We start from the raw sequence: 23201 nt of genomic DNA, 5'->3' as shown, positions 1-23201 counted from the left end.
GATTGAAACATAACGAAATCACGCCTAAAAAAAGATCCGAACGATAAATCGTTCGGATCTTTTTGTCTTCATTTTTATTTTTTAATTAATCCTTTTTTCACTAAGAATTGATGAGCGACTTCTTCAGCCGTTTTTCCTTTTGCGTTTACTTGATAGTTCATTTCACGCATTTCGTCGTCACTGATTTTACCACCCAGTTGATTTAAGATTTTTTTCAGTTCAGGGTGCTCTTTTAGCGTATCTTCACGAAGCACAGGCGCTCCTTGATACGGTGGGAAGAACTGCTGGTCGTCTTTTAAGACTTTTAAACCAAACTGTTTGATTTCAGGATCCGTTGCATAAGCATCAAGCATGTTAATATCGCCTTTTTCTACAGCGCGATAGCGAAGCTTCGGCTCCATCGTCTTAATATTCGGGAAGGTAAGGCCATATTCTTTTTGAAGGCCTACGTAGCCGTCTTCACGATCTTTAAACTCAAGCGTAAATCCTGCTTTTACTTTATCTGTTGCATTTGCCAAATCTGAAATGGTCGTTAGATTATTTTCTTTAGCAAATTCTTTTGTAACGGTCAATGTGTACGTATTATTAAACTTCATTGGATCTAAATAGACAAGCCCGAATTTCTTTTGAAATCCTTCTTTTGCCTGCTTGTACACCTGTGTTTCATCTTTGCTGTCCGGCTGTTCCTTTAGATGCGTCACAATGGCTGTCCCCGTATATTCAGGGTACAAATCAATTTCCTTGTTACGCAGAGCCTCAAATACAAATACTGTTTTTCCAAGCGACGAACGAAGATTTACTTTCATATCGGTTTGATCTTCAATTAATTCTTTGTACATATTAATTAAAATATCTTGTTCTGCGCCAATTTTCCCTCCGATAACAAGGTCTGGTTTTGTTGCGCTCATTGCTGCAAACGGAGAAACAAGAATAAGTATTAATACGATGATCATGATGAACGAGCGTTTTTTGGACCCTTTTTTAGCAGAGTGTTCAATCGTTCGCAGAATTCCATCAAAAATAAGCGCTAATAATGCTGCTGGAACGGCTCCTAATAAAATCAAACTATTATCGCTTCGGTCAATACCAAGCAAAATTAAGCTTCCGAGTCCGCCTGCTCCGATAAGAGCCACGATTGTCGCTGTACCAATAATGAGTACCATCGCTGTGCGAATTCCGGCCATAATGACAGGAAGCGCTAGAGGAAGTTCTACTTTGATTAATCGTCTCCACGAGTTCATCCCCATGGCTTTGGATGCTTCAATTAAAGATGGGTCCACTTCTTTAATTCCGGTATATGTATTTCGTACAATAGGAAGAAGCGAATATAAAAACAGTGCAATAACCGCGGGAAAGGTTCCAATTCCGACAAGAGGAATCAGTAATCCTAATAAAGCGAGTGAGGGAATGGTTTGCAGTACGGCTGTTACGCCAATGATCGGTTCAGCAATGCGGTCATGCCTCGTTAAGTACAGTCCAAGCGGCACTGAAATTAATACGGCGATCACAAGAGCCAGTACTGAAATTTGAATGTGTTCAAGAAGAGCTTGAAACAGGGCATCTCCTCGTTGATCTAATAATGTGCTTAGTGCATTCATTACAGCGTTCCTCCTTCTTTCGTTTTATCAGAAAGAAACGCTAATAGAGTTTTGCGCGTTACAACGCCAATGCGTTTGCTCCCTTTTTTCACAGCTATTGCTTCATGGTCGTAAAGGGCGTCCATTGCCTGCTGAACAGTGGCGGTTGAAGCTAGCTCTTCAGTAGGTTCTACGTCTGGCTGTTCACTTTCTTTGACAAACATATCCAATGTCTCAAATAAAGTATTTCCTTGATTTCCAATAAATGTTTTTACAAACTCATTTTTAGGCTTTTGAATGAATTCCTCCGGGGTGCCAACTTGAACAATTTCCCCATCTTTCATCAGGCAGATACGATCTCCAAGCGTCATGGCTTCGCTCATATCATGCGTAACAAACACAAATGTTTTTTTGATTTTTTCTTTTAAGCTAATAACATCTTGTTGAAGCTGTTCGCGGCTTAACGGATCGAGGGCGCTAAAGGGTTCGTCCATTAAAATAACGGGGGGATCAGCTGCGAGGGCACGTGCTACACCTACACGTTGCTGCTGGCCACCTGAGAGCTCAGACGGCTTTCGGTTTCGATATTGCTTTGGGTCTAGTCCTACCAAGGTAAGCAGTTCATCAATACGCGTTTTGATTTTGTTTTTCTTCCAATGCTTCATCTCCGGTACAATGGCTATATTCTCAGCAATGGTCATGTGAGGAAAAAGAGCAATCTGCTGTAGCACATAACCAATGTTCCAGCGTAGCTCATGTATGTTGTGGTCCGATACGAGCTTATCTTTTATGTATAGTTCTCCTTCGGTAATATCATGAAGACGGTTAATCATTTTTAAGGTGGTTGTTTTCCCACATCCACTCGGACCAATTAAAACGAAAAACTCTCCTTCTTTTATTTCTAGATTAATATTTTTCACGGCGGTCGTACCGTCTGGATATTGCTTTGACACATTCTTAAACGTAATCAAATTATCGTTCACACTCCCTGTTGAAATTTAACCCCTAGTTTCGTGTACCCAATACTTAGAGGCAATAAACATTCTTTTAAGAATATTTCTAAATATGATTCATAAGACATAGTGGAAAAGATACACATGTTTTCTAACAGCCTCCTAATAAGGCTATCAAACTGTTAAAGTTTTCACAAGGCGGGGAAGAATAATTCGGAGAATAAATTTAAAGCCAATTCAAATAAAAAAACCTTCTTTCAACAAGAAAGAAGGTTTTTGAGTATGCTAGCGACAGGGATCGAACCTGCGACCTCTTGCTTACCATGCAAGTGCTCTACCTACTGAGCTACACCAGCGTCTTGGAAAATTATATCACGTTTAAATTTATTTAGGAAGCGCTTTTTTAAATTTTTTTATTGGTATATTCTCTAATTGGCGTCTTCTGAAATTCGCACTTTCTACAAAGTTCCATATTTTATGTTAGAACTTCTCACATAAATTGTGTGAATTTTCTTTTTTTATATTACCCTTAGTAAAAGAGCTTACAAAAGAAAGGAAGAAAATAGATGGAACAACAACCAACCATGACCAAATCAAAAACGGCAACTCCCTACCCAAGAGACTGCACGTTCAGCCTGGAAGATTGGACGACGCTCGCTAAGTATTGGTACCCCGTCGCACGCTGCAGTGATGTAACTGAGAAACCAACGTCTGTAAAACTGCTAGATGTAAATCTAGTTCTATACCGCACCACACACAAAGTTGTAGCGGCACGCGATTTATGCGTTCACCGAGGGACCCCGCTTAGCATGGGCTGGGTGGAAGATGATGAAATTGTCTGTCCTTACCACGGCTTCCGCTACGCAACGGACGGCGCATGCACGTCGATTCCAGCTCACCCTGACGCCAACATTTCTCCCCGCCTCTGTATGGCCGTCTATCCAGTTATTGAACGATTTGGATTAGTTTGGACTTCCCTGACAGGAGAACAAGATAACCTGCCTTACTTCAATGCGTGGGAAGACCCTGATTTTCAGCAAATTGTTTGTCCGAGCTTTGATATCATGGGTTCAGCCGGTCGTCAAATGGAAGGCTTTTTAGACGTAGCTCATTTTGCTTGGGTTCACACGGACACATTTGGTGATCGAAACAACGCCTTTGTGCCTAAATATAAAGTAAGCGATACAGACTATGGGCTTCATGTAGAATATACGAGCACCGTGAGCAATTATTCCAAAGAACAGCAGCATTTAAATCCACCTGATTTTAAATGGCTTCGCGTCTTTGATGTTTATCCGCCGTTTACAGCTACGCTAAAAGTATACTTCCCAGAAGGCGCAGAGCTGTGGATTATGAATGCAGTCTCTCCTATTTCAGCCCGCGAAACACGTTTATTCGCGCCAATCGCTCGAAACTTTGACAAAGATTCTCCCGTTGAAGGTGTGTATGACTTTAACCTTCGCGTCTTTGACGAAGACCGTGAAATGGTTGAAAATCAAAAACCTGAAGACTTGCCTTTAGACCTGCAGATGGAAGCGCATATTATGGCTGATCAAACGTCTATCGGCTACCGGAAATTATTAAAGAAAATGGGCTTAAGCTTTAGATATACAAGCTGAAAAAATCCCCGCTGTCTCAGCGGGGATTTCTTTTTTATTTAGCAAACTGCTCGCGTCCTGCTTTTTCCTTTATCATTTCATCTTCACTTGCCGGCGTTGCTCGTTTCATAAACAATGAAAGAATTAAGGCAACCACCACTAGGACTACAGAGATAGCAAACGCATCGTTAATCCCTTGTACCATTGCCTGCATCCCAATCTGCTCTTTCATTTGAGCTGCCCCGGCTGCGGTTGCATTAGCTGCTCCTGCTCCGCTCATTGCATCTTGAGCGAGCTCTTTTGCATGAGTAGCTGTACGGTTTGACATCACCGTTACTAAAAGAGCCGAACCAATAGCTCCCGATACTTGTTGAAGCGTATTGTTCATGGCAGTACCATGCGGATTAAAGCGCTGCGGCAGCTGATTTAATCCGTTTGTCATAACCGGCATCATCACCATAGACATTCCGAACATGCGAAGCGTGTAAAGCGTAATGAGCGTTGTATACGTCGTATCAAGCTCTAAGTTACTGAAGAAATACGTCGTAACAGCTGTAATCGTTAGACCCGTTACAGCCAATGCACGCGCTCCGAATTTATCAAATAATTTTCCGGTAATCGGTGACATTACACCCATTAGCAGCGCACCTGGAAGCATTAGTAATCCTGAATGAAGCGGAGAGATGCCTCGTACCGTTTGAACATAAATTGGCATTAGCAGCATGGCTGAGAATAATGCCATTGTGATCACCATCGAAATCGTTGATGATAAAGCAAACATTGGATATTTAAAAATGCGGAATTCAAGCATCGGTGTTTTAAGCTTGAACTGACGTGTAATAAATAAAATCAGCGCCACAGCTCCTACGATAATGGTACCGTATACTTCCACAGAATCCCAGCCTTTATCCCCTGCTGAGCTAAACCCGTATAGAAGTCCGCCAAATCCAATTGTAGATAGCAAAAGGGATAAAAAATCCAAATTGATTTCCACTTTTTCTTTTTTGTCTTTTAATAGGAAGAAAGCGCCTATTAATACAATGGCTGCGATTGGCGTAACAAGGTGGAACAGCATTCTCCACTCATAGTGTTCAATTAGCCATCCTGATAATGTAGGACCAATTGCCGGAGCAAAAATCATAACTAAACCGAAAATCCCCATCGCAGCTCCGCGTTTTTCTAATGGAAAACTTGTGAGCAATACGTTCATTAAAAGCGGCATCATAATAGCTGCGCCTGACGCTTGAATAATACGAGCGGTTAACAACACAGAAAATACGGGCGAAGCACCTGCAAGTATTGTTCCTGCTGTAAATAAAGTCATCGCCGTTAAAAATAAGCCTCTGACAGAATAGCGCTGAATTAAAAAAGCGGTAGTTGGAATCATAATACCATTCACTAACATATAACCAGTAGAAAGCCACTGGACAGTTGACGTTGTCACATCTAAGTCTTTCATAATAGACGGCAGCGCCACATTTAATAACGTTTCATTCAATAATGAGATAAAAGCGCCAATTAACAAAATAGCAATTATGCCATAAGGCGGCTTTTCCATTTGATTTATCGATCGACTCATTATTGTACCTCCTTATACTTTAGGTTCATTTTTTTAGACACGTGTTCTACATAGAGTATATTATACTGTGAGTTCAATTTATGCAAGTGAAAAATCTTACGTTCACGTTCTTTACTTTCTCAACTTTTTTAGTCCTATAATCCTTTTATACCAATATATTGTCGTGATATCGTTCAGTTTTCTGAAAAGAACATTTGTGTAAACGCTTTAAATCATGTATCATAAAGTTGGACCATGAGTCTAATTTTATATTTAGGTGATAATAATGAATAACCGAAAACAGCAAGTTGTAAAAAATGCACACCATCTCTTCGTTGAAAAAGGATTTCAAGCTACGTCTATTCAAGACATCATTGATTATAGCGGCATTTCAAAAGGAACATTCTACAACTATTTTTCTTCAAAAAATGAATTATTAATCGCTGTTTTTACATGGCTTCATACGACCATTGAACAAGAGCGGAATCAGCTGCTGGTTGGTAAAAGTCTGACCGATGTAGATGTATTTATTAAACAGATCGATGCACAGATGAAAAACCATCACAAACATAAATTTTTTACATTACTTGAAGAAGTATTTGTTTCCAATGACCCTGATTTAAAAGCATACATAAAAAAAACCCAGTTTATTGAAGTAAACTGGTTCTACAAACGGTTCATTGATTTATTTGGTCAAGAAAAGAAACCTTACCTGCTAGATTGTGCAATTATGTTTCTTGGCATGCTTCATCGCAACTTTCACTATAACTTTATGGTCAATGGTACAAAGACTGATCCCCATGAGATTATAACTTACAGCGTTAAGCGTCTGCTTCCTCTTGTAGACGAAGTAGCAAGTTCAGGAGACATTTTGCTCGATCCGCAAACGATCAAAGAATGGCTTCCATCTTGCCCAAATACTAAAAATCAAATAGAACAGGATATTTCCGCAGCACTTATCGATTTAAAAAAGCAAGTTCACAAACAATTTACGGATGAATTCGAACGTCAAAAATGCACAGAGCTTATTAGTTTTATTGAAGAAGAGCTGTTTAAACAATCAAATCCCCGCAAGTTTGTTGTGGATAGTGCCCTTCATTCATTAAAGCAGCTGCCTGTTAACAACAGTAAAACGAACCTAGAGGAACTGCAAACGATGATTGATCAGTATGTGAGTGAACTTCAATCAACAGCTAGAAGCAACTAAACATATGAAATTCACGCTCACCATAACAACAAAAAACGAACGATTATGATTTTTTAATTAATCGTTCGTTTTTTTGTAATTCCAACTAAAATACTTTTATCCCAGCCTCTTTTTTATTTTCCTCCAGTAAACGAAATTCCTTTAATGAAATATTTGTTAAAAAACGCATAAATGAGCAAAATTGGAAGTGTAAAAACCATGGAAGCTGCCATAATATAGTTCCAATAACTGATATACTGACCTTTAAATGTGTTAAGGCCTAAAGTCAACGTGAACATATTTTCATCAGACATCACAATTAAAGGCTTCATAAAATCATTCCAAAACCCCATAAATACAAAAATCGTTTGTGCTGCTAAGGCAGGTTTTGCAAGTGGAAGGACTATTTTGAAGAATGTTCCAAACTTCGATAACCCATCCAACTCCGCTGCTTCTTCAAGCTCTTTTGGGAAATTAATAAAAAATTGACGCATCATAAATATAAAAGTCGCATTTACCATTCCCGGTACAATCATTCCCTGATAGGTATTTAACCAGCCTAACTCTTTTAAAATTAAAAAATTAGGAATCATCGTTACTTGTCCAGGAATCATAAGCACCGCTAAAATAATAATAAATAAACTTTTCTTTCCCGGGAAACTGAGGCGTGCAAGGGCATAACCAGCCATTGAGTTAAATAGCAAATTCAGAGCTGTTCCTACTACGGCAATAAATAAGCTATTAAACATCCAGCGAGGGAACAGCTTTTGTTCCACAAAAATTTGTTTATAGTTGTCTAGCTTAAAGTGTTTCGGAATAAAGTTCACCGTACCTGACACAATTTCTTCTAGCGTTTTAAAAGAAGCGGACAGCGCCCAAATAAATGGAATCAGAGTAATCAGCGCGTATATGCTTAAAATCGTATATAAAATGAGGACTCCTGTTTTTTTCTTCATCTTTTTCTCCCCCCCTTAGTACATACTTTCTTCTTTTGAAAACTTTCTCTGAATAACCGTTGCCACCAAAATCACGAGCGCCAGCATAAAGGCTAGTGCTGCAGCATACCCCATAGTACCTAAATTTTTAAATGCATATTGATAAATAAGCAGAACAACAGTCAGAGTCGAGTTATTAGGACCTCCTGAACCTCCTGAGAAAATAAACGATTGATCAAATAACTGAAACGTACCAATCAGTCCCATGATCACTACGAATGATGTAACCGGTCGCAGATTCGGAACTGTAATATGCCAAAATCGTTGAAATACATTAGCCCCATCTAACTGAGCTGCTTCATAAAGCGAATCTGGTACGTCTTGCAAAGCTGCCAAATAAATAACCATAAAAAATGGAGCTGTTGCCCAGATGTTCATAATCATAATGGCAATCAAAGCGACCTGAGGATCTCCAAGCCAATTGTAAGTTGGAAGACCAACAAACTTTAAAAACTCGTTCACAATTCCATTTTGATTGTACATCCACATAAAAATAAGCGTTAATACAGCCGATGATGTAAGTGTAGGTAAAAAATAAATAATGCGAAAAACTTTTTCTGCTTTTAGCCCTGCATTTAATGTGGCAGCCAGTATAAGTGCCAATGCGGTTTGTACCGGTACAACAATTACTACATACTTCACCGTATTCCAAAGAGCAATTTTAGCTTTCTCATCTTCAAGAACCTTCATGTAGTTCTCAAGCCCTCGAAAATGGAACTCAGTTCCTCCCAGCAATTGAACTTTATGTAAAGACAAAAAGATGGCATAAAAAATAGGTGCAATAACAAACAGCAATAGTACAAACAGTGTAGGCGTCATAAAAGCATATCCTTGCCCTACATCACGAGGTTTGTACGTTCGTATTTTTCCGTTTTTCATTTCCTCCACTCCCCCGCCGAGCCTTATTCGTAAATACTAATCTCTTGATTTGCCTGCTTTTGTGCTTTTTTCAAAGCTGTCTCTAAATCACTTTGTCCCAAAAAGGCGCTTAAAAACTGGTTATTAAAGTTATTCATGATAATAGGCAAATACGGACCATCTTGCCAGACAGTTGCATAAGCAGCTCCTTTTACTAATGGACCTCGTTTTTCGTCTTCAGCAAAACCAAGCTTATCCGCTACGGATTTTCTTGTTGGCAATGCATAACCCTTGCTTGTCCAAGTTTCCATTCCTTCTTTCCCGGTTAAGTACTGAATGAGCTCCCAAGATGCTTTTTTCTTTTTTGAGTCAGCATTCATTACATACGCGACCGTAAATGCCATCGTATTTTTATGACCGTTTATTGTCGGAACTTCCGCTGTACCGTAATCAAGTTTTGGGAAGGACTCCTGTAAAAATGGAATCATCCAATTCCCTTCAATCACCATAGCTACTTTTTGTTGTGCAAACATGTCCGTACCTGAATTTGCGCCTACATCAGAGGGCTGTACAGACGTTTTATCTTTTAAATGCTGATCGATGAGCGGCTGAAGAGAATCCACGACTTCTTTCGTAGCAAAGTTTGCCTTATTGCTCTTTACAATGTCTCCTCCGTTTGCCTGCGCCATGTAGAAGATACGCGCTAATTCCGGCGTAACACCAAACGCTTGAATCCCTTTCTTTTTAAATACTTTTGAAACTTCTTTAAACTCATCCCATGTTTTTGGTACTTCTACTCCTGCTTCTTTAAATAGCTTTTTGTTGTAAAATAAGCCTAATGTGGAGTAATCTTTTGGAAAACCATAAGTCTCTCCATTTTTTTGAAACGCTTTCAATAATGGTTTCTCAAAATCCTGAACATCAAAATCAGATTTTACATAAGAATTTAAAGGTTCTAAAACCCCTGTATTAATAAGACCCGGCGCTTCAAGTGCATCAAGATAAAAAACATCTGGACCATTTCCACCTATTAAACGCGTTTTTAGAATATCCATGTATTGATCAGTGATTACTTCATGCTTCACATGAATTGATGGATGGAGTTTTTCAAAGTCTTGAATAGTTTGATTAAGCAGCTTCGTCTCTGTTGGGTTGCCTCCCCAGCCGGCTAATACAATTTCGACTTGACCATTTTCCCCGGAAACTTCTTGTACATTTGAACATCCAGTTAAAGCTGCTCCAGCCACTGCCAGAACCAAACTTAAAGCGAGTATCCACTTCTTCATTAGCTGTCTCCTTTCATTTCATTGACCTGCGGCTTATTAATTGACGCTTAATAAGCCGCGGTCGAAGTAACATTAACCTACATAATTTCTTACCTTACATTGAGATAGAAGCTCGTATTTTGTCGTATTTTCTTTCACGTAAATAATAGTTTCGCTTTCTTCTTTTTTAACCGTTAATGAAAGTTTCCCACTGCCAATCACAAGGTTTTCTACAGAGATTTCATTCATATCGTCTATGAGCAAAGGATTTATCTGTATAGTACCTGCTGTACTATCAGGAAACAGTCTTAGCATCGCCTGTACGAAAGCTAAAGGCGTTCCGGCTGCCCAAGCTTGAGGTGAGCAGGCAACGGGATATTTGACAGGCTTGCCAAGGTTACTTGAATAGCCGCAGAATAACTCTGGAAGGCGGTCGTATTCAAAATGCTCAGCTGCATCAACCAGCCCTTTTATCACTTTATTGACTTCTGTTTGCTTGTTCGCTTTACTCAAACCGAGAACAATTAAACTATTATCGTGCGGCCAAATGCTCCCGTCATGATAACTCATTGGATTATAACCCGCTTCTCCTTCTGCCATTGTACGAATTCCATATCCCGAAAACATAGATTCTGATACTAGCCTTTCCGCTACTTTGTTCAGCTTCTCCTCATCCATCATCTCGGCTAAAAGTACATGACCTGGATTTGACGTAATCGTTCCTACTTGATGTTTATGTTCATCAAGTGCAATGGCATAGAATGACACGTCTTCCATCCAAAAGGCTTCATTGAACTTTTTACGCAGCAGCTCAGCTTCTTCACGTAAACTATTTGCTTCATTTGTTTTGTTTAACTGATCATACAAAGAAGCAATACCCATTTTCGCTTGATATACGTAGCCTTGTACTTCCACTAAAGCAATAGGAGTTTTTGCATATTCACCGCTGCGATGGACAACAGAATCCCCTGAGTCTTTCCATCCTTGGTTAGCAATTCCTTTACTTGATTCTTGATGGTATTCAAGAAATAAATCACCGTCTCGATCTCCATATTCATTGATCCATGTCAAAGCTCCATCGACAGTCATTTGCATTTCTTTTACAAACTCGAAGTCTCCCGTCCACTTCACATATTCCGTTAACAAAATCAAAAATAATGGTGTCGCGTCAACTGTTCCGTAATATGGAGTAAAAGGTATTTGATTTGTGTTGGCTAGTTCTCCGTAACGTATTTCATGCATAATTTTACCCGGCTGTTCATCACGCCATGGATCATTTGCCGTTCCTTGATATGCTGCCATAGTACGTAGCGTTCCTTTTGCTACTTCCGGATTAAAAGCCAGCATTTGAAGCGCTGCAATTAGACTATCCCTTCCAAATGGCACACCAAACCAAGGCAATCCAGCTACAGGAAAAGCACCGAATCCTACATCCGTTAGCAGTACGCGCAGGTCGTTAAGTCCTCTTGTAATAAGGCGCTGCATTGTCGGATGATCGGTTGTCACTTTTGTAGAAGATTTTTCCCACTTTTTATATGACTGCGTTAGTAAACTAAATGCTTCACCAGCTGATAAAATATTTTCATTGATGTCTTCGCCCATTTGCGGCTGAACCATTAATGTAATTTCTTCTTCTTCCTGATGGTTCAGTTCGAAAGAAAACATAACCTCTCCTTGTTCATACACGTGTGAGGCTTTTTTATCCCAAGAAATCCATGTCGAACGCTTGATATCATCTGATCCTTCGTATGTATATATTAAACTGCTTTCCCCTTTTATTTGCCCTGTTCGTTTTCCGACATTTCCAGTTTGAAAACCTCTTACGATAAACATATCGTTAAAATCGACATCTGCTTGGATACTTAATGTAAAAGCAATTTTTTTAGGAAAATAACTTTTCAATTTTATTTTTTCATAGAAAACACCCTCATATATAAAGCGTTTTCTTTCTATTTCTACAGACTCTCGCCACAGCGATAGTTCTCCTTCTTTTTCCATATGCGGATTAGTAAGAAGAATTGTGGCTAACAGGTTTTCGTCGGCACTTGAGGACAATAACACAGGATCTGTACCGTTAATTTTCAAATGAAATTTGCTCAAAAAACGCGTATCTTTCATATATAGCCCTAAACCATACTGATGGTTTTCAGTGATATTTCCTGCTTGATCTGTTAGTAAAAATAAGTCATTTTCTTTAATCACACGGTAATCCATTTCCATCCCCCTAAATTTTACCGAAACGTTTTGGAAAAACGAAGCACAAAACCGAAACGTTTCGGTTTTTACATTATATAAAAACCACTAGCCGTGGTTTTTAGCTGTTGATTCTCGAATAATCAGCTGTGTATCAAGATAACGCTTCATATTTGTTTCTTTCCCTTCTAGCATCTCAATTAGTAAATCTGCAGCTTCATAGCCAATCTGATATACTTCCTGCCCTACAGTCGTCAAATTTGGAGACGAGTAAGAAGCAAGAACAATATTATCATATCCGACAATCGAAACGTCTTTTGGTACATCAAGGCCAAGTTCTTTGCATGCTTTTAATGCTCCCAGTGCCATTAAATCACTTGCACAAAAAATAGCGGTGAGCTCTTTATACTTATTTAAAAGCTCACTGGCAGCTTTCTCTGCTTTCTTTTCTTCAAACTTTCCGCTTACAACCCATTCAGACCGAAACGACAAACCGCATTCTTTGAGGGCTTGTCTGTATCCATTGAGACGTTCTTGGCTGACAAATGCGTCTTCATGTCCGTTAATCATCCCAATATTCTGATGGCCAAGACTCGCTAAATGTTCAACCGCTTTTTTAGCTCCCAAAGCATTATCGGTGGTGACATAGCCTACTGAACTAGAATGGACGGGAATATCAACTAAAACACAAGGAATATCGCTTTCTACTACTTCTTTTAAATAAGGATCTTCTTTTTTGATGCCCTGAATAATTGCCCCGTCCACTCTTCGCTCTCGACAAAGCTGAGTATACGTTTTTTCTCGCTGCATCATCGTGTTTGTATTAAATAAAATCAAGTCATACCCCAAAGTAGATGCACGCTCATTTACACCGCACAATACTTCAAACGTGAAATTATCTTTTACGCTCTCTCTGCTGATGCCTGAAACTAGTAGTCCAATTGTCTTTGACTTTTGCATAACCAATCCTCGAGCTAACGTATTGGGGCTATAGTCCAGCTCTCTTGCTACGGCTGCAATCTTTTGCCTTGTTTTTTCATTTACATCTGAATAACCATTTAAAGCCCGAGACACCGTTGTTACAGATACGCCGGCAACTCGCGCTATATCTTTAATCGTTGTCAATCAAAATTCCTCCAAAACGTTTCGGATAACTTTAAATAGATTGTAACGCTTTCATTTCTTAAATTCAATACTTTTTTAATAATCAGTTTACTTTTATCTATTTTTAAAATTTTTGCATATAAAAAGAGCAGCCCTAAAGCTGCTCTTTACTCACAAAGGGGAAATTGAAGTGAAAAGCACGTTTCTTTTCCTTTTACGCTAGACACACTTACTTTTCCCTTCATATAATGAATAATACTGAAAGATACCATCGTTCCAAGCCCCGTACCTTTTTCTTTTGTTGTAAAATACGGTTCGCCTAACCGGTTGATTTGTTCTTGCGTCATACCGCAGCCTGTATCCATAATATCAACGATCACAACTCCGCCTTCTTTTCCTACTTTAATAGTTAACGTGCCTCCGTTTTGCATGGCTTCAATACTATTTTTAAATAAGTTGATTAGACACTGCTGAAGCTTTCTTCTTTCTCCCATTACGAAGAACTTCACTTCTTCATCGAATGTAAAATCAATCGCGACTCCGTTCATATTGGCAAGAGGCGTCATAATATGGGTGACGTGATGAATTTCTTCTGACATATTCATTTTTTCATTTCGTTCTGGAGCGGAATTGGCAAATAGCAAGTAATCATCAATGATTTCTTTTGCGCGGTCTAGTTCATTAATAGCAATCGAAATGTAGCGTTTTTTAGCAGGTTCTTTTTCATCTTCTTGCAGCATTTGCATAAATCCTCTGCTTGCAGTTAGAGGATTTCGCACCTCATGAGAGATGCTGGCGGCTAAATGACTGACAATTTCTAGCTTTTCTGCTTTCATCAGGCGCTGCAGCACTAATAAATTTGCCCGTATCGCTTCCCACAGTATGGTAATCACAAACATGCCTGCCACATCTAAAACAGCGAACTGAACCCACACGCTAATAGGAATGCTTGTTACGTGTAAGATGAAAATAGATACAAGCATAGCTAATAAAGAACCAATTACACTAAGACAGGTGCTCACGATAATTCTATTTTTTAATGAGAAATGTAAAAAGTATTTTGTTATGAAAAATAAAGGAATGGATAAAATCGGAAGAGCAATTAATGTTGATAAAAACCCTACATCGTACCCGCCAATTAGCAAGCGCAGCAGTAAAATAAAGACAAAAAGCAAGCTTCCTAGCGGCCAGCCTCCATATAACGTTCCTAAAATATAAGGAATTCTTCGTAAATCCATTCGATAGTCATCCGGGACATAAGCTCCGTTAACCGGAAACAAAAGGCAAAAGGTAATAGCTAAAATCGGAAATACCGCGATATAGTGATCTTTCCACCAATGAACTTTTTTAGCATACTTGATCAAATAAAACATCTGCACTAAAAACAGCGCCAATAAAATAAATAAAAAATTAATTAACAAATCTTTCGTAACAAAACTCATGCATTCACCGGTCTTTCAAATGAGATAAAAATAAACTCTTTTATTGCATTTACATTTGTAACACAAATTAGAGCGTAATCATAGATAAATAAACGTATTCTATTTACTTTTTTATAACTTCCTATGACTTTATCGTCCGTTCCCTAAAATAGTGAAGACTAAGAAAACCTTTTCAACTTCACTAAAAATATTCAGAATTTTATTTACATATGAGTTACAATGCTCTATAATCAGATCAATGTACTTGGTTTTGAGAGTAGGAGGACAAAATATGGAACTATCAATTACCTTAATGGGATTATTCGTTGGAACCCTTGTAGGCTTAACGGGGGTTGGAGGTGCCGCTTTATTAACACCTTTACTGATTGTACTCGGCATTAACCCTTCCATTGCCGTAGGAACAGATCTTGTCTACAATTCTATCACAAAATTATTCGGAGTCGCTCAGCACTACAAACAGCGAACCATTAACTTTAAATTAGCAAAATATTTAGCTTTCGGAAGTATTCCGAGCGCTGTGCTGGCTATTGTCACACTTCATGCATTCCCATCTTTTCACGAGCATCAAGAAACGATTATTAAGCACGCTCTCGGGTACGTCATGACGCTGGTTGCCATCTCAATTATCTTTCGCGTCTTTTTTGATAAATTAATTCGCCCAAATCGGTTTCAGGAAATGGACTTAAATCAGAAAAAAGGATTAACAATCGGAATTGGCGTAGTCTTTGGGTTCATTGTCGGACTAACATCGATTGGTTCTGGCTCATTATTTGCCATTGCAATGCTGTACTTATTTAAGTTAAAAACATCTGAGCTGGTTGGTACTGATATTGCACATGCGTTTCTTCTCGTTACGGTGGCTGGTATTTTAAATGCAAGCTTTGGAAGCGTTGATTATATGTTGACTGCTAACCTATTAACTGGATCTATTCCGGGTGTGTTACTCGGAAGCCGTTTATCAACGAAAGTGCCTTCAAGACCGCTTCAAGCCATTATGGCGACCATCATTTTAATTAGCGGAATTAAACTAATTTAATAAATAAAAAGCACATGCCTTTGCATGTGCTTTTTATTAGTTTTTTTAAAGATCTACATTAAAAATAATAATGTTTTAAACCACCCTCTTCCCTTCTTATACACTTCAACTAATATCTTTATTGAATTTTAGTCAAAGAGACCAATGACACCTCAAACAACCTTACGTTAAAATGTAAAAAAACATAACATCTATTGTAACATCAAAAAAATTGTACGACGAAGGGAGAACACATGACACAAACAGCGGCAAAAAGTAAGAAAAAACCTTTTTATAAAGGTCTTTTCTTTCAAATTATGATGGCAATTGTACTTGGCGTAGCCGTAGGATATCTATGGCCAAGCTTTGGAAATGCTGTGAAACCGATTGGAGACGGTTTTATTAAGCTCATCAAAATGCTGATTGCTCCTCTTATCTTTGGGGTAGTCGTTGTCGGAATTGCCAAGGTTGGAAACATTAAAACAGTTGGGCGTATCGGTGGAAAAACCATTCTTTACTTCGAAATTGTCACAACATTCGCTCTACTTATCGGTCTATTAGTAGCAAACGTAATGAACCCCGGCGCCGGTATGAATGTTGATCCTTCAAGCTTAAGCACAACTGAAGTGGACGCGAAGACAAACGGCTCCGAACTTCCGAGCGAAGGTGATTTTTTTCTTAATATGATTCCAGACAGTGCAGTTGGTGCTTTTTCAAACAACTCCATGCTTCAAGTGCTTTTAATTTCGTGTTTGTTCGGAATCGCTCTTGTCCATATAGGTGGAAAAACAGCGGAGACCCTTCTACACGTATTAGAAAAAGTAAATGATGTGTTATTTAAAATTATGGGATACATCATGAAGTTAACGGCTCTTGCCACGTTTAGCGCCATGGCATTTGCGGTTAGTCAGTACGGTCTTGGAACACTTGCTGCATTTGGAAAGCTATTTATCGCTATGACAATTGCTTGTCTAGCATTTGTTCTTGTTTTAGCTGTTATTTTACGAACCTATTTAAAATTAAGCTTGTGGAAAGTTATTCTATATATACGAGAAGAAATTATGCTGGCATTTGCTACGGGTTCTACTGAAGCCGTTATGCCGCAGCTCATGGATAAATTTGAACAAGCAGGATGCAACAAAGCAGTCGTTGGCCTTGTTGTGCCTACGGGCTATTCGTTTAATCTAGACGGTGCTTCTATCTACCTGTCTCTTGCTCTCGTCTTTTTAGCACAAGCAACGGGCGTGGACTTGAGCCTCACTGATCAGCTTTTAATGCTTGGTGTTCTTCTTCTTACGTCTAAAGGAATGGCTGGCATTCCAGGATCAGCTTTTGTTGCTCTTTCTGCTACCGCAGCAGCAACTGGATCCATTCCGGTAGCTGCCGTTGCTCTGATGCTTGCTCCTGATCGCTTTATGGGTAATTACCGGACCACAGTTAATATTATTGGTTATGCGGTAGCTGCTTTTATTATCGCACGATGGGAAAATTTATTGGACCTACAAAAAGCCAATGATGTGCTGGACGGAAAAATTACGTATCAGCCCAAAAATGCTGAAATTCCTCTCCCTGAGAGTATTCCAGCAGCCAATGAAAAAGCATTTTAATAAAAAAAATTCCTGGCCGAGACAAGTCTATTTTGCTTGTTTTTCGGGCAGGAATTTAATTGTTACATGAAAGGCCTTTTGCTGAAATTTATTTTCTTCCAGTATTTTATATACCATTTGTTTAATCGTTTCTTGCGTTTTGGCATCAGCTGAAACGGAAGGCTCCATATACACATCCAGCTCTACTCTGTCTTTTGAATAAAGGGAAGAATTCACACCCCTTGATTCATAGCCCGCTTCAGTTAAACCGCTGCTGATTTTATGCCAAATATCCAGTTTGTCCATTTGTTTAATAACAGGCTTTGCTTCTTCGTACACTTGTGCTTGCTGAGTCTTGGAAACTTCTTCTTTTTTAATAAAAACTGCATATCCTGAACCTACTACTAAAAACGTCATGATAGCAAATGCTCGCATTCTTTTCATTCTCTCACCTCATTTAGAGATATAGATTATAAATATGCGAATAATTGCTACAGTATGACGGCTTGTATCTCTACTTCTTTTCCATTATACTCAGCAGTCGTTTAGAACCGGCGTGCACTTCTTCTATCATACTGTCAAACAGCTCTTGCACCGTTGGAATACTATCAATCAGTCCAACGACTTGGCCTGCCCATCCATAGCCTTCATCGATTTTATTTTCATAAATATACCGGCAGTTTGCCCCTCCGCTAATGACGTCTTTTAACTCTTCGTACCTCTCTCCTTGCTCCTCACGCTTAATAATGTCAAGAGTATAGTGGGACTTCAATACGCGTCCAGGTGCCCCGAACGAACGTTTAATAACCACGGTATCCGTTTCTTTTGCTTCCACAATAGCTTGTTTATACGCATCATGGGCATCTACACATTCTTTTGTCGCGATAAAACGTGTTCCCATTTCTATCCCTTCAGCGCTTAATGATAACGCTGCCAATAATCCTTGTCCGTTTCCAATCCCTCCGCTTGCCAAGACCGGAATTGACACAGCCGCAGCTACTCGAGGAATTAATACCATTGTGCCTAGATCCTCACGTCCAATATGCCCTCCGGCTTCTTGCCCTACTGCCATGACAGCATCTGCTCCTAGCTTCTCAGCTTTTTGAGCTTGACGTACGTTGGCTACCAGCACGAGCGTTTTAATTCCCGTTCCTTTTAATCTTTCAAAAATAGGTGCGGGATTTGCTCCTGTTATGGAAATAACCGGAACACCTTCTTCTACTGCTGCGTCGAGAAGTTCTTTATAAGAACCTTCTGTTTGACCTCCAACAGCAAAATTAACGCCAAAAGGACGCTCAGTTAAAGAACGTACTTTCTTAACTTCAGCTCGAAGTTTCTCAGGTGTTCGGAGCGTCATAGCTGTAATTTGTCCAAGCCCGCCTGCATTTGAGACAGCAGCCGCAAGTTCTGCGTACGCTAGATACGCAAGACCTCCTTGTACAATTGGATATTGAATTCCTAATAAATCTGTTACCCGTGTTTTCATCTATGTATCCCCTCTCCTTTTTTTGTATTTATGAATACTTATTCATAATCATAACAAGAAAATAACGGATTTCCTACGAAAAAATTCCAACATTTCTGTTTGCTTCAACTTTTGATAGGGTACACATTTTGTAATGATTATTAACTGAAGATCAAGGAGGAAGACAAGTATGACAAAAAAGCACCCTGTAAATGAAAAAAGCAAGCAAGAACAGCTCGAGCAGTTTAAAACAGACGATCGAAACCAAGCACTCACAACCAATCAAGGGTTAAAGCTTTCCGAAGATGAATTTTCTTTAAAAGCAGGCGAACGTGGTCCAACCCTTATGGAAGACTTTCATTTCCGTGAAAAAATGACGCATTTTGACCACGAGCGCATTCCTGAACGCATCGTTCATGCACGAGGCTTCGCTGCTCACGGAGAATTTGAGCTGTATGACTCGCTCAGTGAATATACAAAAGCTAAATTTTTACAGAATCCGTCTGTAAAAACACCTGTATTTGTCCGTTTTTCTACTGTAGCAGGTTCTAAAGGTTCAGCTGAAACGGTTCGCGACGCACGTGGTTTTGCAACAAAATTTTATACAGAAGAAGGAAACTATGACTTAGTTGGAAATAACATTCCCGTGTTCTTTATCCAAGATGCGATTAAATTCCCGGATTTAATTCACGCTGTTAAGCCTGAGCCACACAACGAAATGCCTCAGGCGGCTTCAGCACATGATACGTTTTGGGATTTTGTCGCTAATAACCAAGAGTCTGCCCACATGGTCATGTGGACAATGTCAGACCGTGCAATTCCTCGCAGCTTGCGTATGATGGAAGGCTTCGGCGTACATACTTTTCGCTTAGTTAATGCAGAAGGAAAAGCTCATTTTGTCAAATTCCACTGGAAGCCTGTGCTCGGCACGCATTCCCTTGTTTGGGACGAGGCTCAAACAATTTCTGGGAAAGACCCTGATTTTCATCGCCGCGATTTATGGGAGTCAATTGAAAACGGAGACTATCCTGAATATGAGCTAGGGCTTCAAATCATAGCTGAGGAAGATGAATTTAAATTCGACTTTGACATTCTCGATCCAACTAAGCTTTGGCCAGAAGAAGACATTCCCGTCAAATTGGTTGGAAAAATGACCTTAAATCGAAATGTAGACAACGTATTTGCGGAAACAGAACAAGTCGCATTCCATCCGGGGCATGTAGTACCGGGAATTGATTTTTCCAATGATCCTCTCTTACAAGGAAGATTGTTTTCATACACGGATACCCAGCTTATTCGTCTTGGCGGTCCGAATTTTCACGAACTTCCAATCAACCGTCCAGTATGCCCGTTTCATAACAATCAACGCGACGGTTACGGACGTCAAACGATTAACAAAGGGCCTGTCAGCTATCACAGAAACTCTCTTGCAGCCAATACCCCGGCTCCTGTACCAGAGTCAGAGGGCGGTTATGCTCACTATCAAGAAAAAGTGGAAGGAAGAAAAGTTCGAAGCCGAAGCGAAAGTTTTAAAGACCACTTTTCACAGGCAACGCTATTTTGGAATAGCATGAGCGACCCTGAAAAAGAGCATATTATCAGTGCTTTCAGCTTTGAGCTTGGAAAAGTGAAAAGCAAGTCTGTTCAGCAACAGGTTGTTGATATGTTTGCCAACGTCAGTACAGTGCTAGCTAAACAAGTGGCACAAGCGATTGGTGCAACGCCTCCATCAGGAGAAGACGCGCTAGTGACCAAGTCATCTCCAGCTCTTAGTCAGGAACAGACGATTAAAAAGCCAAATACGCGTAAAGTAGCTGTCATTGTAGCTAATGACTTTAGCGGTGACCTACCACAAGTGTTAAACAGTTTAAAACAACAGGGCATTCAGCCTGAAATTGTAAGCACAACCCTCCAAAACGTAAAAGGAACAGACGGGTCAGAACTTGAAGTACAGCACACGTTCTTAACAAGTGATTCTGTCTTATTCGATGCGGTTTATGTTGTCGGAAGTTCGTCAGCTGATGAGAAGTTTCGTAAAGAAGCACTGACGTTTGCTCAAGAAGCATTCGAGCATTTTAAACCAATTGGCGCCACAGATGAAGGTGTTAAGTGGCTAAAAGCTGCTGGCTTAGATAGTAGTCCCGGTGTCGTAACTGGAGATTCTACACGTTTTACAGATGAATTTGTTGAAGCTGTTTCAGCTCACCGCCACTGGAATCGTCACGTTATATAAATGACACAAAAGATAGGGATCTTCCCTATCTTTTTTACATGGAGTCACAGCAATTGAAGAAAAGCCGATTTTTTGCTTATACTAGATAATGCACCTTAGATTTTCAGGAGGCAGAAAAAAGACATGCTCACAAACAAATCATCTTACTTTTTACAATTAACGAAACGATTCAAAAAAGCTGCAACGGCAAATTCAGTTATCCTTGGAATTTTGTTAGCTATTGTGGGAGGTTTTCTTGATGCTTATACGTATATAAGCAGAAACGGAGTATTTGCAAATGCACAAAGTGGAAATATCGTTTTATTAGGTGTAAAGGCAGCACAAGGTCAATGGACAGAAGCTTTTCTTCATATTCCGCCTATTTTAGCCTTTATCCTAGGCGTTGCTGTAACCGAAACATTTAAGCAGCCGCGATTTGTATCTGTACTCCCTGATACTTCTCGTATCGTATTGCTTTTAGAAATTGTCGTACTCATTATTGTTGGGTTTTTACCACCTAGTGTTCCTAATATGTTGGTTACAGTAACAATTTCATTTGTTGCTGCTCTTCAAGTTTCTTCATTTAGAACTTTGATAAAATGGTCATATAATACAACAATGACAACTGGAAACCTTCGTACTGCTTCTCAAGCAGCATACTATGCTATATTCAAACGCGACGAAAATGCTGCTTATCAGTGCCTTCGTTTTACGGCCATTATCCTCTCTTTTTTAAGTGGTGCATTGTTAGGCTCTATTTCTACTTTCACCCTCGGAACAAAAGCAATTTGGCTAGCTTCTGCTATTCTTTTTCTCGCTTTTGTCATTTTAAATTCAGAATCTCAAAAAAGCCTTTGAAGTCAATGATTTCAAAGGCTTTTTTATTAAACTGATTTTCTAAATGCCATAACATGCAAATCTTTTACCGGATAAAAATCGTTATCAGGAAAACGAACGTAACCTCTTTTAGTGTATAGCTTAATGGCATGTTCCATTGAATGATCTGTATGTAAACCTAAATAAGAACACCCTAGCTCCCGAGATTTTTTTTCACACGCTTCAAGAAGCGCATTGGCGACTCCTTTTCGGCGATGAGATGGAGCAACTGCCAGCAGACGAATTTCAGCCCATGGAAATGGTTTTAATAACCCTCCATATACATCCGTATTCGGCGGATAAAACAAAACGCTTCCTGCCATTTCTCCATCGATTTCAGCTACCATGCATTCAAATTTCTTTTCTTCACTCAGGGTATGTAAAATTCCCTTTCGATATCTTTTCCAGTGTGCTTCCGATTTTACAGCTGCATATTGCTCATAAGCAGCAAGCGTTACTGTTTCAATAGATGATGTTTCTTCTTCTCTAGCTTTTCGAACGATCAATTTTTTCTCCTCCATTTACCTTCTTCGTTAATTCTTATTGTCTATGGTGAAGAATGTTTATGCAACACATTTGCATTACGAAACAGCTTCCTTTGCATATATTTAATCCGTGTATTATCGTTTCTGAAGCAGTCTTTGTGCTGAAACTCTGCTTGTCTTCATATACATATAAAGAGATTCATAGACAAGGATGAGACAGCATGTACAAAAAATTAATTGCAATTGGAATTGGCAGTGTGTTTGTTAGTATCGGAATTAACGTTTTTATTCTTCCGCTTCAGCTTGTAACAGGAGGCATTACGGGAATTAGCTTAATCATTAATTATTTACTTGGCTATAAAGTAGGCGTGATGATTTTTTGCTTAAACTTGCCGATTTACCTTCTCGCTCTAGGTTTTAACCGCTCTTATTTTTTAAATGCTATCTATGGCATGGTTCTCTCAGCCGTTATGATTGATTTGCTGTTTCCGCTTCACGGGATTTTTCATCTTCCCATTATCTTAAGCGCTTGCCTTGGAGGCATTTTTAACGGAATCGGAACCGGCATCATGCTCCGGCAGCACGCAAGTCAAGGCGGGGTCGACTTATTTTCTCTGATACTTGCGAAATGGTTATCGTTAAACCCTGGCATCATCATTTTAGTGATTGACGCATCTATTATTATTTCAGGTATTTTACTGCTTCAAAACGATACAGCTATTTATTCATTATTCATTGTTGTATGCTCTGGTATAGTGACCAGTTTAATCACGTCATTCAAACGCATCATCGTCTATGTATAAAGAAAAGCCTCGAGACATGCGTCTCGAGGC

19 protein-coding genes and 1 tRNA gene are annotated in these 23201 nt (G+C 39.4%); 7 read left to right on the top strand and 13 right to left on the bottom strand.

The window, feature by feature from the left end:
- Nucleotides 1–74 precede the first annotated feature (74 nt).
- From SCI76_RS20945 to SCI76_RS20935, 3 genes are all read right to left on the bottom strand, one after another.
- Complete coding sequence (locus tag SCI76_RS20945) at nt 75–1598, bottom strand: ABC transporter permease/substrate-binding protein (protein WP_048019949.1); 1524 nt, start codon at nt 1596–1598, stop codon at nt 75–77.
- Nucleotides 1598–2548, bottom strand: coding sequence for an ABC transporter ATP-binding protein (locus tag SCI76_RS20940; RefSeq protein ID WP_028410979.1), 951 nt, complete (start codon nt 2546–2548; stop codon nt 1598–1600). Before SCI76_RS20940 ends, SCI76_RS20945 begins: the two co-directional genes overlap by 1 nt.
- Before the next feature lie 265 nt (nt 2549–2813).
- Nucleotides 2814–2886, bottom strand: a tRNA-Thr gene (locus SCI76_RS20935).
- 210 nt (nt 2887–3096) lie between these two features.
- Between SCI76_RS20935 and SCI76_RS20930 the strand changes: the two genes are divergently transcribed.
- Nucleotides 3097–4149: an aromatic ring-hydroxylating dioxygenase subunit alpha gene (locus SCI76_RS20930; protein ID WP_048019948.1), complete on the top strand. Its 1053-nt coding sequence runs from the start codon at nt 3097–3099 to the stop codon at nt 4147–4149.
- Nucleotides 4150–4183: 34 nt separating this feature from the next.
- Here the strand turns inward: SCI76_RS20930 and SCI76_RS20925 are convergent, their stop codons facing one another.
- The gene (locus SCI76_RS20925; RefSeq protein WP_048019947.1) at nt 4184–5707 is read right to left on the bottom strand and encodes a DHA2 family efflux MFS transporter permease subunit; all 1524 of its coding nucleotides are present in this window, start codon (nt 5705–5707) and stop codon (nt 4184–4186) included.
- Nucleotides 5708–5972: 265 nt separating this feature from the next.
- Between SCI76_RS20925 and SCI76_RS20920 the strand changes: the two genes are divergently transcribed.
- The gene (locus tag SCI76_RS20920; protein WP_048019946.1) at nt 5973–6893 is read left to right on the top strand and encodes a TetR/AcrR family transcriptional regulator; all 921 of its coding nucleotides are present in this window, start codon (nt 5973–5975) and stop codon (nt 6891–6893) included.
- Nucleotides 6894–7006: 113 nt separating this feature from the next.
- Here the strand turns inward: SCI76_RS20920 and SCI76_RS20915 are convergent, their stop codons facing one another.
- The 6 genes from SCI76_RS20915 to SCI76_RS20890 form a co-directional block, all read right to left on the bottom strand.
- On the bottom strand, nt 7007–7828 hold the full coding sequence (locus SCI76_RS20915) for a carbohydrate ABC transporter permease (protein WP_048019945.1): 822 nt from the start codon (nt 7826–7828) through the stop codon (nt 7007–7009).
- Between the two features lie 15 nt (nt 7829–7843).
- Entirely contained in the window at nt 7844–8746 is a 903-nt protein-coding gene (locus tag SCI76_RS20910) for a carbohydrate ABC transporter permease (RefSeq protein WP_048019944.1), read from the bottom strand.
- 23 nt (nt 8747–8769) lie between these two features.
- Nucleotides 8770–10011 (bottom strand): ABC transporter substrate-binding protein, encoded by a 1242-nt coding sequence (locus SCI76_RS20905; protein ID WP_048019943.1) that lies wholly within the window; start codon nt 10009–10011, stop codon nt 8770–8772.
- Between the two features lie 72 nt (nt 10012–10083).
- Nucleotides 10084–12204, bottom strand: a complete 2121-nt coding sequence (locus SCI76_RS20900) for an amylo-alpha-1,6-glucosidase (RefSeq protein ID WP_048019942.1) — start codon at nt 12202–12204, stop codon at nt 10084–10086.
- A gap of 87 nt (nt 12205–12291) precedes the next feature.
- Complete coding sequence (locus SCI76_RS20895) at nt 12292–13308, bottom strand: LacI family DNA-binding transcriptional regulator (protein ID WP_048019941.1); 1017 nt, start codon at nt 13306–13308, stop codon at nt 12292–12294.
- A gap of 146 nt (nt 13309–13454) precedes the next feature.
- On the bottom strand, nt 13455–14729 hold the full coding sequence (locus SCI76_RS20890; protein WP_048019940.1) for an ATP-binding protein: 1275 nt from the start codon (nt 14727–14729) through the stop codon (nt 13455–13457).
- Nucleotides 14730–15000: 271 nt separating this feature from the next.
- On the opposite strand from SCI76_RS20890, the gene SCI76_RS20885 reads away from it, so the two are divergent.
- A complete protein-coding gene (locus SCI76_RS20885; RefSeq protein ID WP_028415040.1) occupies nt 15001–15765 on the top strand; it encodes a sulfite exporter TauE/SafE family protein in 765 nt (254 codons plus the stop codon).
- Nucleotides 15766–15998: 233 nt separating this feature from the next.
- Nucleotides 15999–17351: a cation:dicarboxylate symporter family transporter gene (locus SCI76_RS20880; RefSeq protein WP_048019939.1), complete on the top strand. Its 1353-nt coding sequence runs from the start codon at nt 15999–16001 to the stop codon at nt 17349–17351.
- Nucleotides 17352–17378: 27 nt separating this feature from the next.
- Here the strand turns inward: SCI76_RS20880 and SCI76_RS20875 are convergent, their stop codons facing one another.
- A complete protein-coding gene (locus SCI76_RS20875; protein WP_048019938.1) occupies nt 17379–17774 on the bottom strand; it encodes a hypothetical protein in 396 nt (131 codons plus the stop codon).
- 70 nt (nt 17775–17844) lie between these two features.
- Nucleotides 17845–18816, bottom strand: a complete 972-nt coding sequence (locus SCI76_RS20870; protein ID WP_328179562.1) for a nitronate monooxygenase family protein — start codon at nt 18814–18816, stop codon at nt 17845–17847.
- A 169-nt stretch (nt 18817–18985) separates the two neighbouring features.
- On the opposite strand from SCI76_RS20870, the gene SCI76_RS20865 reads away from it, so the two are divergent.
- Nucleotides 18986–21028, top strand: coding sequence for a catalase (locus SCI76_RS20865; protein WP_063248326.1), 2043 nt, complete (start codon nt 18986–18988; stop codon nt 21026–21028).
- A 123-nt stretch (nt 21029–21151) separates the two neighbouring features.
- The gene (locus SCI76_RS20860; RefSeq protein WP_063248327.1) at nt 21152–21865 is read left to right on the top strand and encodes a YoaK family protein; all 714 of its coding nucleotides are present in this window, start codon (nt 21152–21154) and stop codon (nt 21863–21865) included.
- 26 nt (nt 21866–21891) lie between these two features.
- Here SCI76_RS20860 and SCI76_RS20855 read toward each other — a convergent pair whose 3' ends face one another.
- Nucleotides 21892–22389 (bottom strand): GNAT family N-acetyltransferase, encoded by a 498-nt coding sequence (locus tag SCI76_RS20855; RefSeq protein ID WP_028415046.1) that lies wholly within the window; start codon nt 22387–22389, stop codon nt 21892–21894.
- A gap of 200 nt (nt 22390–22589) precedes the next feature.
- Between SCI76_RS20855 and SCI76_RS20850 the strand changes: the two genes are divergently transcribed.
- Nucleotides 22590–23171 (top strand): YitT family protein, encoded by a 582-nt coding sequence (locus tag SCI76_RS20850; RefSeq protein ID WP_033579900.1) that lies wholly within the window; start codon nt 22590–22592, stop codon nt 23169–23171.
- Nucleotides 23172–23201: the final 30 nt, after the last annotated feature.

It is taken from the genome of Priestia sp. HNGD-A6, assembly GCF_045784335.1.
Lineage (GTDB): Bacteria > Bacillota > Bacilli > Bacillales > Bacillaceae_H > Priestia > Priestia zanthoxyli.
This window is presented reverse-complemented; position numbering and strand designations above follow the sequence as displayed.

Excerpts from the sequence above, each read along its gene's own strand:
- SCI76_RS20945 (WP_048019949.1), bottom strand. The coding sequence starts at position 1,598 with ATGAATGCACTAAGCACATTATTAGATCAACGAGGAGATGCCCTGTTT.
- SCI76_RS20930 (WP_048019948.1), top strand. The coding sequence starts at position 3,097 with ATGGAACAACAACCAACCATGACCAAATCAAAAACGGCAACTCCCTAC.
- SCI76_RS20925 (WP_048019947.1), bottom strand. The coding sequence starts at position 5,707 with ATGAGTCGATCGATAAATCAAATGGAAAAGCCGCCTTATGGCATAATT.
- SCI76_RS20920 (WP_048019946.1), top strand. The coding sequence starts at position 5,973 with ATGAATAACCGAAAACAGCAAGTTGTAAAAAATGCACACCATCTCTTC.
- SCI76_RS20915 (WP_048019945.1), bottom strand. The coding sequence starts at position 7,828 with ATGAAGAAAAAAACAGGAGTCCTCATTTTATATACGATTTTAAGCATA.
- SCI76_RS20910 (WP_048019944.1), bottom strand. The coding sequence starts at position 8,746 with ATGAAAAACGGAAAAATACGAACGTACAAACCTCGTGATGTAGGGCAA.
- SCI76_RS20905 (WP_048019943.1), bottom strand. The coding sequence starts at position 10,011 with ATGAAGAAGTGGATACTCGCTTTAAGTTTGGTTCTGGCAGTGGCTGGA.
- SCI76_RS20900 (WP_048019942.1), bottom strand. The coding sequence starts at position 12,204 with ATGGATTACCGTGTGATTAAAGAAAATGACTTATTTTTACTAACAGAT.
- SCI76_RS20890 (WP_048019940.1), bottom strand. The coding sequence starts at position 14,729 with ATGAGTTTTGTTACGAAAGATTTGTTAATTAATTTTTTATTTATTTTA.
- SCI76_RS20885 (WP_028415040.1), top strand. The coding sequence starts at position 15,001 with ATGGAACTATCAATTACCTTAATGGGATTATTCGTTGGAACCCTTGTA.
- SCI76_RS20880 (WP_048019939.1), top strand. The coding sequence starts at position 15,999 with ATGACACAAACAGCGGCAAAAAGTAAGAAAAAACCTTTTTATAAAGGT.
- SCI76_RS20875 (WP_048019938.1), bottom strand. The coding sequence starts at position 17,774 with ATGAAAAGAATGCGAGCATTTGCTATCATGACGTTTTTAGTAGTAGGT.
- SCI76_RS20870 (WP_328179562.1), bottom strand. The coding sequence starts at position 18,816 with ATGAAAACACGGGTAACAGATTTATTAGGAATTCAATATCCAATTGTA.
- SCI76_RS20865 (WP_063248326.1), top strand. The coding sequence starts at position 18,986 with ATGACAAAAAAGCACCCTGTAAATGAAAAAAGCAAGCAAGAACAGCTC.
- SCI76_RS20860 (WP_063248327.1), top strand. The coding sequence starts at position 21,152 with ATGCTCACAAACAAATCATCTTACTTTTTACAATTAACGAAACGATTC.
- SCI76_RS20850 (WP_033579900.1), top strand. The coding sequence starts at position 22,590 with ATGTACAAAAAATTAATTGCAATTGGAATTGGCAGTGTGTTTGTTAGT.